This is a genomic window from Arthrobacter sp. H20 (genome assembly GCF_000520515.1).
In the GTDB taxonomy this organism is placed as follows: Bacteria; Actinomycetota; Actinomycetes; order Actinomycetales; family Micrococcaceae; genus Arthrobacter_D.
Window position 1 is genome coordinate 56,838 of the sequence record NZ_KI914720.1, and the last position, 9,575, is coordinate 66,412.

Annotated in this window: 6 protein-coding genes, 1 pseudogene and 1 riboswitch; of the genes and pseudogenes, 3 read left to right on the plus strand and 4 right to left on the minus strand. The window is 64.4% G+C overall.

Annotated elements, in window-relative coordinates:
• The coding region (locus Y703_RS18305) for a chromosome segregation SMC family protein (RefSeq protein ID WP_035764053.1) at positions 1 to 2,304 on the minus strand (2,304 nt) is incomplete at its 3' end.
• 238 nt (positions 2,305 to 2,542) lie between these two features.
• On the opposite strand from Y703_RS18305, the gene Y703_RS0106240 reads away from it, so the two are divergent.
• Genes Y703_RS0106240 through Y703_RS0106250 form a run of 3 tightly spaced genes read left to right on the plus strand, consistent with a single transcriptional unit; the run spans position 2,543 to position 7,268 of the window.
• Complete coding sequence (locus Y703_RS0106240; RefSeq protein WP_026552022.1) at positions 2,543 to 3,565, plus strand: 3-oxoacyl-ACP synthase III; 1,023 nt, start codon at positions 2,543 to 2,545, stop codon at positions 3,563 to 3,565.
• On the plus strand, positions 3,559 to 6,267 hold the full coding sequence (locus Y703_RS0106245; RefSeq protein WP_026552023.1) for an alpha/beta fold hydrolase: 2,709 nt from the start codon (positions 3,559 to 3,561) through the stop codon (positions 6,265 to 6,267). Before Y703_RS0106240 ends, Y703_RS0106245 begins: the two co-directional genes overlap by 7 nt.
• Positions 6,264 to 7,268, plus strand: a complete 1,005-nt coding sequence (locus Y703_RS0106250; RefSeq protein ID WP_026552024.1) for an NAD-dependent epimerase/dehydratase family protein — start codon at positions 6,264 to 6,266, stop codon at positions 7,266 to 7,268. The genes Y703_RS0106245 and Y703_RS0106250 overlap by 4 nt, the downstream gene beginning before the upstream one ends.
• Here the strand turns inward: Y703_RS0106250 and Y703_RS0106255 are convergent.
• The 3 genes and pseudogenes from Y703_RS0106255 to Y703_RS21960 form a co-directional block, all read right to left on the minus strand.
• Complete coding sequence (locus Y703_RS0106255) at positions 7,255 to 7,809, minus strand: DinB family protein (protein WP_051427352.1); 555 nt, start codon at positions 7,807 to 7,809, stop codon at positions 7,255 to 7,257. The genes Y703_RS0106250 and Y703_RS0106255 overlap by 14 nt on opposite strands.
• A gap of 126 nt (positions 7,810 to 7,935) precedes the next feature.
• On the minus strand, positions 7,936 to 8,868 hold the full coding sequence (locus Y703_RS0106260) for an NlpC/P60 family protein (RefSeq protein ID WP_026552026.1): 933 nt from the start codon (positions 8,866 to 8,868) through the stop codon (positions 7,936 to 7,938).
• A 3-nt stretch (positions 8,869 to 8,871) separates the two neighbouring features.
• Positions 8,872 to 9,045, minus strand: a riboswitch (cyclic di-AMP (ydaO/yuaA leader).
• A 407-nt stretch (positions 9,046 to 9,452) separates the two neighbouring features.
• Positions 9,453 to 9,575 (minus strand): annotated as a pseudogene (locus Y703_RS21960) (DNA-formamidopyrimidine glycosylase); the annotation flags it as partial.

A 9,575-nucleotide genomic window follows, 5' to 3' on the forward strand; every position in this document is an offset into this window, starting at 1 on the left:
TGCAGCGGCGAGCCGTTCGGTGACCTCGTGCAGACGATCCTGCTCGAAGTTGAGGTTGGCGTCCGCTGCGTCGGCAAGCCGGGTCAGGCGATCGGTCTCACCAGCTGATGAACGGACAAGTGATCCCAGCTGGCCCAGTTTCTCGGCGACGGCTGCGAGCCGGGCATCGGAATCGTGCAGCTGTTCCAACGCGCTGTCGGACTTCAGCTGGGCAGCGTTCAGCCGTGCGGTGGCTGCAGCGATCTCAAACCTGGCCCGCTCCATCCGGGTGGCAGCGCCGTCCAACCTGATGGTTGTCTCATCGACCGCAGCCTGGACCTCAAGGACGCCCGGTTCCGCGGCTGAGCCGCCACTGACCGATGCCACAGTGACGATGTGTCCGTCCATGGTGACAGCGATCAGCTGTGGCTGGGCCCGTACCAGGGCAAACGCCTGGTCGATCTCTTCAACCACCACCCGGTGTTTAAGGACTTCGGTGACGACGCCGACCAGGCGACTGTCGCAGCTGACGAGCCCGGCTGCTGCCACTGCTCCGGCAGGCAGTCCTGGGAGGGTCTCCCCTGGTTTTTCCTTACCCGGCGTCCCGGCGATGAGCAGCACCACCTGCCCGGCGTCGTCGTCGAGCACCCGCCGCAGCACTCCTTCGGCCGCCTGTAGGTCCTCGACCGCGACGGCGTCAGCCACCTGACCCAGCGCCGCAGCGATGGCCGTCTCATACCCGGGCTGGACGGTGATGAGGTCGGTGACGGCCTTGAGAACGCCGTCCAGACCGGTGTCGAGCACTGCCTGAGAGCCATCCCTGCGTTGCAGGCCGGTCTGCAAGGCGTCCCGGCGGGCCTGCAGGGATTCCCGTTCCCTGTCGGCTGCCCGTTCCAGCCTGGTCAGGTCCTCCAGTTCCGTCTGCGCTGCCTCAACGGCCCGGCTGGCGGTCTCGAAGTGTTCGTCGAGGTTCTCTTCCCCCTCCTCAGCACCGGCTACCTGAACTTCCAGCGCGGCAAACTCCTGTTGTGCTGCGGCGCGTCTCCCGTTGACGTCGGCCACCGACCCGCGGAGCCGGCCCAGCTCCGCCTCGGCCGACTCAACCCGGGACCGGGCAGCGCCCACCTGCCCGGTGAGCCTGGCCAGCCCTTCACGCCGGTCGGCGGCGGCGCGAAGAAGCCCTGCGAGTCTCTTGTCCTCCAGCGCTGCCGCGTCCTCTGCGTCGGCCCGCAGTTCGATGGCTGTCTCAAGCCCTTCGCCGAGTTCGTCGACGTGGTCCCGCAGGGAGGCTTCCTCGACCCTGACGCGCTCAGCCTGCTGATCCAGTTCATCAGGGGTCCTTCCCCCAGTCGGTGGGAGGCCGTCGTCGTCGGCGTCGTCACCCAACAGCCGACGACGTTCCTCGGCCAGACTGCCCAGCGACCTGAACCGTTCACGGGTGTTGGCGAGCCGGTACCAGGTATCGCGGGCCGCGTTAAGCCGCGGGGTGGCCTCCGCGGCAAACCGCTCAAGGTCTGCTTGCCGGGACCTTCCAGCCGTCAGGAGCTTCTCGACGTCGGAGCGACGTTCCTTCAGGGCGGTTTCGTCAGCAACATCCCGGTCGAAGGAGGTCATCAGCTGCACCAGGTCATCGGCCATCAGCCTCGCCCTGGCGTCCCGAACATCGAACTGCACGGTCTTGGCGCGGCGGGCAACATCCGCCTGCTTGCCGAGCGGGGTGAGCTGGCGACGGATTTCACCGGTCAGGTCGGTGAGCCGGGTCAGGTTCGCCTGCATGGCGTCCAGCTTCCGGACTGTTTTTTCACGCCGACGGCGGTGTTTGAGGATTCCTGCGGCCTCCTCGATGAACCCCCGGCGGTCTTCGGGGGTGGCGTGCAGCACCTTGTCCAGCTGGCCCTGCCCGACGATCACGTGCATTTCCCGGCCCAACCCGGAATCGGAGAGCAGTTCCTGGATGTCGAGGAGGCGGCAGGTACTGCCATTGATCGCGTATTCGGACCCCCCAGTGCGGAACAGGGTGCGGGAAATGGTTACTTCGGCGTACTCGATGGGCAGTGCACCATCAGCGTTGTCGATGGTCAGGGATACCTGGGCTCTGCCGAGGGGCGGCCGCCCTGATGTCCCGGCGAAAATGACGTCTTCCATCTTTCCACCGCGGAGCGTTTTGACTCCCTGTTCACCCATCACCCAGGCGAGGGCGTCCACCACGTTCGATTTGCCGGACCCGTTGGGTCCCACCACAGCTGTCACGCCCGGCTCGAAGTCGAACGTCGTGGCGGACGCGAAAGACTTGAAGCCGCGCACGGTTAGACTTTTCAGATGCACAGGATCTCTTAGGTCTCCAGAAGATGTCAGTTTTCCCCTAATCTACTGCGTTGAGGGCCTGTTCAGCAGCATTGTGTGGGTTCACGGACTGCGTAATTACGTGTCAACGCCGTCTGTTGAAAGCTACAGGAAGTAGGCTTGACCACGAATCGTTAGATTCGTTTGTGCGTCCGAGCGCCCTAGAGGCCTTCCAGCGCAGGTTATCGAGGCGCACTGACCAGTCGACAAGGCAGGGAATTTGACCGGCAATTTCAACTTCAGACACCACAACACGGCGCTGCTTGGCGTAGAAAGTGTTGAGGCTCCGGTCATCGTCACCTCCAACGAGTTTGACCGGGTATTAGCACCGGCGCTGAAGCGCCTTCGCCTCTCCAGTGGGCTGCTGCAACGAGTAGCCGGAATCACTGAGCGACGGTGGTGGGCCCCGGGGACCCGGTTTGACGACGGCGCCATCGAAGCCGGCGCGAAAGCGCTGGCATCCTCAGGGATCGAGGCCTCCCAAATTGGACTGCTCATCAACACGTCGGTGACCCGGACCAATCTGGAACCCTCAGTCGCCGTGAAAATCCATAACAGTCTGGGACTCCCCTCGTCGGCGATGAATTTCGACGTCGCCAACGCCTGCCTTGGGTTTGTCAACGGCATCACCCTTGCCGCCAACATGATTGAGGCCGGTCAGATTCATTACGCCATGGTGGTCAACGGCGAAGATTCCCAGGCCACCCAGGAGGCCACACTTCGCCGGCTCAACCAGCCAGATGCCACCCGGGCCGGATTCCTGCAGGAATTTGCCACTCTCACACTGGGCTCAGGCGCGGCTGCCGCAGTACTCGGGCCAGCCGATGCTCACCCCGGCGCCCACCGTGTCCTCGGCGGAGTGGCGCGCGCCGGAACCGAGCACCACGAGCTGTGCATTGGAGGCATGGACGGCATGTACACGGATGCCCAGGGCCTGCTCGACGGCGGTCTTGAGTTGGTCGTCGATGCCTGGACTGAAGCTCAACAGGAGTGGGACTGGACGTCGATGGACCGCTACATCACCCATCAGGTGAGCAGCACCCATACGAACGCCATTGTTGAGGCAATCGACCTGGATCCCTCGCGGGTCCCCATGACGTTCCAGAAATGGGGCAATGTGGGTCCTGCGTCGCTGCCGATGACCCTCGCAGCTGAAGCACAGACCCTGACCTCCGGCGACCGTGTGCTCTGCATGGGCGTTGGATCGGGCCTGAACACAGCGATGCTGGAGATTGCGTGGTAGCACTTCCCGGCGTCGACCCCTCCTGGCTGGCCTACCGAGACGTCCCCTCCACCGCTGCAGTAGACCCGGTTGGAACCACCAACAGCTGGCATTACCTGGACAACGGGTCGCAGCTCACCGGGCCCGCCCGGGGCACCCTGCTCTGTGTCCACGGCAATCCCACCTGGTCTTATCTGTGGAGGTCAGTCCTTGCCGCCGGTGTCCAACACGGCTGGCGGGTGATCGCCGTCGACCAACTGAATATGGGTCTTTCCGAGCGGACCGGACGCTTCCGCAGGCTCGCTGACCGCGTGGATGACCTCAATGACTTCGCCGAATCCCTCGGACTCGCCAAAGATCTGATCACCGTGGGTCATGACTGGGGCGGCGTTGTCAGCCTCGGCTTCGCCGACCGGCGGCGGGACCTCATCTCCGGCGTCGTCCTCACCAATACGGCCATCCATCAGGATCCGGATCGACCTATTCCGGCGGCGCTTCGGCTTGCGCTGCATCCCCTCGTCCACCGGTGGGGGACCAAGGACACCTCCGCGTTCCTTGATGTCACCCACTCACTGGCACGTCCCTCGCTGCCCAGCGAAGTGCGAAAAGCGTTCCTGCTGCCCTACCGCGGTGGCGCGAGACGCCAGGGCATCGCCGATTTTGTCGCTGACATACCGGCAGACCCCTCGCATCCCAGCTATCCGGCGCTCCTCTCCATCGCGGCGGGCATACGCACCCTCGATGTGCCGGCGCTGATGCTGTGGGGCCCAGAAGACCCAATCTTTTCGGACACCTACCTCGACGATCTCACCGAGCGGCTCCCCCAGGCCGATGTGCACAGATTTGAGGGAGCTGGTCACCTGGTCGGCGAGGACCGGGATATCGCGGCGCCGCTGTTCAGGTGGCTTGGTGGTTCCGACGCTGCTTCGTCCGAGATCGCTGGGCCGGTAGGGTCCTTTACCCCCCTTGAACACGAGCTCACGCAGCGCGCCGCGGGCCCCCATGCGGACCAGCTGGCTGTGGCTGATATGGGCACCGCCGGCCAGCCAGGGCGATCGCTGTCATGGCGGGACCTCGACGCCGAGGTACAGTCCCTCGCCATGGCGCTGCGGCGCATTGGTGTCCGGCGAGGCAGCCGAATCAGCCTCATGATTCCGCCAGGCGTGGAACTCACTGTTCTGCTCTATGCCTGCCTAAGGATCGGTGCGGTGATCATCGTCGCTGACGCTGGCCTCGGACGCAAAGGCCTCAGCAAGGCAGTTCGCAGCACGGTTCCCGACTTCCTGATCGGCATCGATCTGGCCCTGACCGCTGCGAAGCTGTTCAGCTGGCCGGGGAAGCGCATTAGTGTTGCCCACCTCCCGCTGGCCAAACGGAAGCTTCTCGGCGTGCAGCATTCCCTGGCCGGCCTCCGGGCGATCGGCGCTGGGGAAGCTGGCGAGTCAGCAGACCCGCTGGCGACACCCGACGCTCTCGACCCCGACGGTCTCGACCCCGACGGTCTCGATCCCGACGGTCTCGACCCTGACGGTCTCGACCCTGACGGTCTCGACCCTGACGCTGACGCCGCCATCCTGTTCACCTCCGGATCCACCGGACCGGCCAAAGGGGTTGTCTATACCCATCGCCGCCTGGCGGCCATGCGGGACACCGTCGCGCTGACCTTCGGCATCAGCCCCGGCGACGGTTTGGTAGCCGGTTTCGCTCCCTTCGCGTTGCTGGGACCGGCGTTGGGGACGACGTCGATCACGCCCGACATGGATGTCACCAAGCCCAAAACTCTCTCGGCAGCTGCCCTGGCTGATGCCGTAGCCGCTATCGGGGCAACCACAGTATTCGCCTCGCCCGCAGCGCTCAGGAACATCCTCGCCACCCGGGGCAATCTGACGACCGGCCACAGGGACGCGCTGGCAGGCGTATCGCTGGTGCTTTCCGCCGGCGCTCCAGTGCCTGCACCATTGTTGACCGAGCTGCTCAGCGTTCTCCCGGCAGCGTCCCTGCACACGCCCTACGGGATGACCGAAGCGCTCCCCGTAACCGATATTGATCTGGAATCGATCCTTTCGGCCCAGGCCGATGCTGCTGCCTCATCGATCCCCGGCGCTGGAAACGGCGTGTGTGTTGGCCGAGCCGTTGCGGGTGCGAGCATCACCATCAGCCCTCTCAACCATGCGGGCATCGCTGACGGCGAACCGACCACCGATGCCGGAATCACCGGTGAAATCCTCATCAGTGCTCCCCACGTCAAGGAGCGCTACCACCGGCTGTGGCTTACAGAGAGCGATAGCTCACGCACCGGACACTGGCATCGCACCGGGGATGTCGGCCATTTCGACGGCGCGGGCAGGCTCTGGGTTGAAGGCCGCCTGCCGCACATCGTCACGGCTGCAACCGGCGTCGTCACCCCGGTAGGCGTGGAGCAGGCACTCGAGACGATTGACGCCGTCGGGCTGGCAGCGGTGGTGGGCGTCGGTCCGACGGGTACCCAGGCTGTGGTTGCAGTCGTCGAGACCACACCACCAACTGGCAAGCCAGGGTTGGCGCCCGCAGCTCTGGCCGCCGGTGCCCGCCGAGCAGCGCGGAGCGCCGGAGTGGAGCTGTCAGCTGTGCTGGTGGTGCCGTCGTTGCCCACCGATATCCGGCACAACGCGAAGATCGACCGGACCGGTGTTGCCGTCTGGGCGGCCGGAGCGCTGTCCGGCGGGAAGATCGGGAAACTGTGAGAGTCCTTGTCACCGGCGCCAGCGGAATGCTGGGCCGGGTGACCGCTGACCTTATCCGGTCTCGGGGGCACCACGTGGTCACGTTTCAGCGCCGGCCCTCAGGCCTGGCCGGCGTCGAGGATAGTCTTGGATCGATTACCGACCAGACGGCTGTGCTTCGCGCGGTGCAGGGCGTAGACGCTGTAGTCCATTTAGCCGCCAAGGTGTCATTCGGGGGTGCTGCAGCCGACTTCGAAGCCATCAATGTCGAGGGCACCCGGGCACTGCTGGGTGCGTCACGGTCCGCTGGCGTGCATGACTTCATCTTTGTTTCCTCGCCCTCGGTGGCTCACATCGGCGAGGCACTGATGGGACAAGCAGCTACGCCAGCGACTCCTGATCTGGTGCGGGGTAACTATGCCCAGACCAAGGCGAAGGCCGAACTGCTCGCGCTGCAGGCCAACAGCACAAGCTTCCGGGTGGCAGCCATCCGACCCCACATTGTGTGGGGTCCCGGCGATACGCAACTGGTTGAGCGGGTACTGGAACGTGCCCGGGCAGGGCGTTTGCCGCTCCTGGACGCTGGGACAGCCCTGGTGGATACCACCTACGTAGGCAATGCCGCCGAAGCGATAGTCGCCGCATTGGGCAGTATGGACCGGTTAGCCGGGCAGGCAGTGGTGGTCACCAATGGTGAACCGCGACCGATTGGCGAACTGATTGCAGGAATTTGCCGCGCTGGTGGGGTGGAGCCGCCTCGCTGGAGTGTCCCCGGCCGGGTGGCACGTATCGCTGGATCGATTGTGGAACGGGTGTGGCAGCGAGGCGGTATCGAGGGCGAGCCTCCGATGACCCGGTTCCTTGCCGAGCAGCTGTCCACTGCCCACTGGTTTGACCAGCGTAGAACCCGCGAGCTGCTCGACTGGACACCAACCGTGTCGATCGATGAAGGTTTGGCTCGCCTCGCACAGCACTACCGGGGCCAGCTCTCCACCCCTTTGCCGAATCCTAGTCGGCCCTGATTGGCTCTTCGCCGACTGCTCCGTCGGCCTGTTCCCGCAACACATCGATATGGCCCAGATGACGTGCCGTCTCCTCAACCAAATGCTGCAGGATCCACCGGAGCGTATAGCCGCCCCGTGATGAGATGTCGTCCAGCGATGCTGCGCTGAGCACTATTGAGTCGCAGCGAGCTGATTCGACCGCATAGTTTTCGAGGAGCCGCACCACGGGGGTCTCGGGGGCGACATGGAATTCGGCGTCGGGATCCTCGTCGGACCAGTCATAGTCGAGGCTTTGTTCTCCGGCGAATACGTCCCTGAGCCAGGATCGTTCAACGTTTTCCAGATGGCGGACCAGGCCGTGCAGGGTAAGCCCGGTGGGAGTTGCTACTGAGCTCAGGACTCCGTCATCGGCACCGCCCATTTTCCAGGCGACCAGATCGCGCTGACGTTGCAGGAAGCCGAGGGTGACGGTCAGCTCGTCGCCCAGGTGCGCGGGCTCGGTGATGCCACGCAACTTCCCGTTGTCGTGTCCTGAACCGTCTGTCGTCACTGGTGCCATTGGCTTACCCTATCGGGGTGCCACGGGTCCGGAACACACGAATGCGCCACCGGATTGCTCCGATGGCGCATTGCGCGCTGTCACCCGTACCGCTGGAGCGGCGTGGGTGTTTTCGAGGGTGGTGCTTTAGAGGGTGTAGTAGCCAACCAGTGGCATGGCGCTGACCGCGTGGACCAAGGTGCCCTGGCTGGGGTTCAACGCGCTGACCATCTGGCCACCGCCGATGTAGATACCAATGTGACCGCCGCCGTTCTGGACGACGAGGTCTCCGGGCTGTGGGTTGCTGGTGGGGGTCAGCGCACCCATCTGGGCCTGGCTGGTGCGGGGCAGGTCGACGCCGTGCTGGGCAAAGACCCACTGCACGAAGCCTGAGCAATCCCAGCCTGCGCCTGGGCTGGTGCCACCGAAGACGTAGGGGTTGCCGATCATCGACTGTGCGGTTCCGACGATACCTGCGCTGGAAACCTCACCGCCGGTGGACGCTGCTGCCATTGGCTGGATTGACTCGGAAGCCGTGGTGATGCCCAGGGTGCTGGTCTCAGCAGGAGCTGGAGCTGGTGCAGGAGCAGCCGCTGGTGCAGCAACCGGGGCAGGAGCTGGCGCTGGTGCAGCAACCTGGACAGCTGCCGCTGGCGCAGCAACCTGAACAGCTGCCGATACCTGAGTTGCCTGGCCAGCGTTCCCGGAGAGCGAGATAGCGTCACCTGGGAAGATGACTGAATCCCAGCTGAGGCCGTTCATGGCGAAGATGGACTCAAGGCTGACACCGGAGGAGGCAGCAATGGTGCCCAAGGTGTCACCGGGCTGAACGGTGTGGGTGCTGGAGCCTGCGGCGGGTGTCTGGACAGCGGGTGCGACAGCGGCAACAGGGGCGCTGACGTTGACTTCGCCTGCAGCGTTCGCTGGCAGTCCGGCGCTGAGCATCAGGCCTGATGCGGCGACAACCACAGCTGCTGGGCGACCGATGGCGCCAGCGTGAGAGCTAACTGCCTTGGAAACGGTCTGCATGGCGTTTGGCGTGGCTGCACGATGGCGCGCGATATAACGGTTCTTGGACATGATGTTGCCTCTCCCAGTGCCTACGAAGTTAGCTGTCGGATTCGGATGGGAGCCACCCGGGCGCTGTGCGCCTTCACCCCTAGGTCGTCTTGCGACAACCACTACTGGTTCCCCCGCTTCTGCCGGATGTATGCGAACGGACCTCACGACGGCGGCAGAATTAGGCAATCTGTCGGGAGGACGCTGAGTTGAACGGAACCCGGCGCGCCATCTACTGTACATTTCCGACCCACTGTTTGTCACATTTAGGTCACGGAGGTTGCGTGCGGGGAGGTGACCCACCTCGGTGAACAGGTTCCATCGCCGGCGTTTTTCCTCGAACTCGACGGGACCGCTGTGATGTTTTCGGCGTGCTACGCCACCTAGCTGAAAGAGTGTCTTAGCTGTTTCCATGCCCCAATAGTCACTCTGACCGGCGTGCTCGCTCTATGGCTCACCCCACTAAGTGGACAAGTCTGCGGCGTGGAGGACGAGTCGCACTGCCCCGTGGGCGGCTTTGCCCGCCGAATCGCCGGGTTCAATGGAGAGTTCCGGGTATGCCCAATGGATCCGGTAAGTCGTTGGGCGGTCACCAGATTCTTCCCCTACCAGCGCCCGTTGCGTGGCCTGGGCTGGCACCGCGGACAGCTGAATGACGAGCGGTTCATGAACATCTCGCGGCGGATCAGCGAAACACCCGCGAAGAGCGGGTCGGCGGTACATCGGGC

Bases quoted from the DNA above. Each gene is read 5' to 3' on its own strand.
- Y703_RS0106255 (WP_051427352.1), bottom strand. From the start codon at position 7,809: ATGGCACCAGTGACGACAGACGGTTCAGGACACGACAACGGGAAGTTG.
- Y703_RS0106260 (WP_026552026.1), bottom strand. From the start codon at position 8,868: ATGTCCAAGAACCGTTATATCGCGCGCCATCGTGCAGCCACGCCAAAC.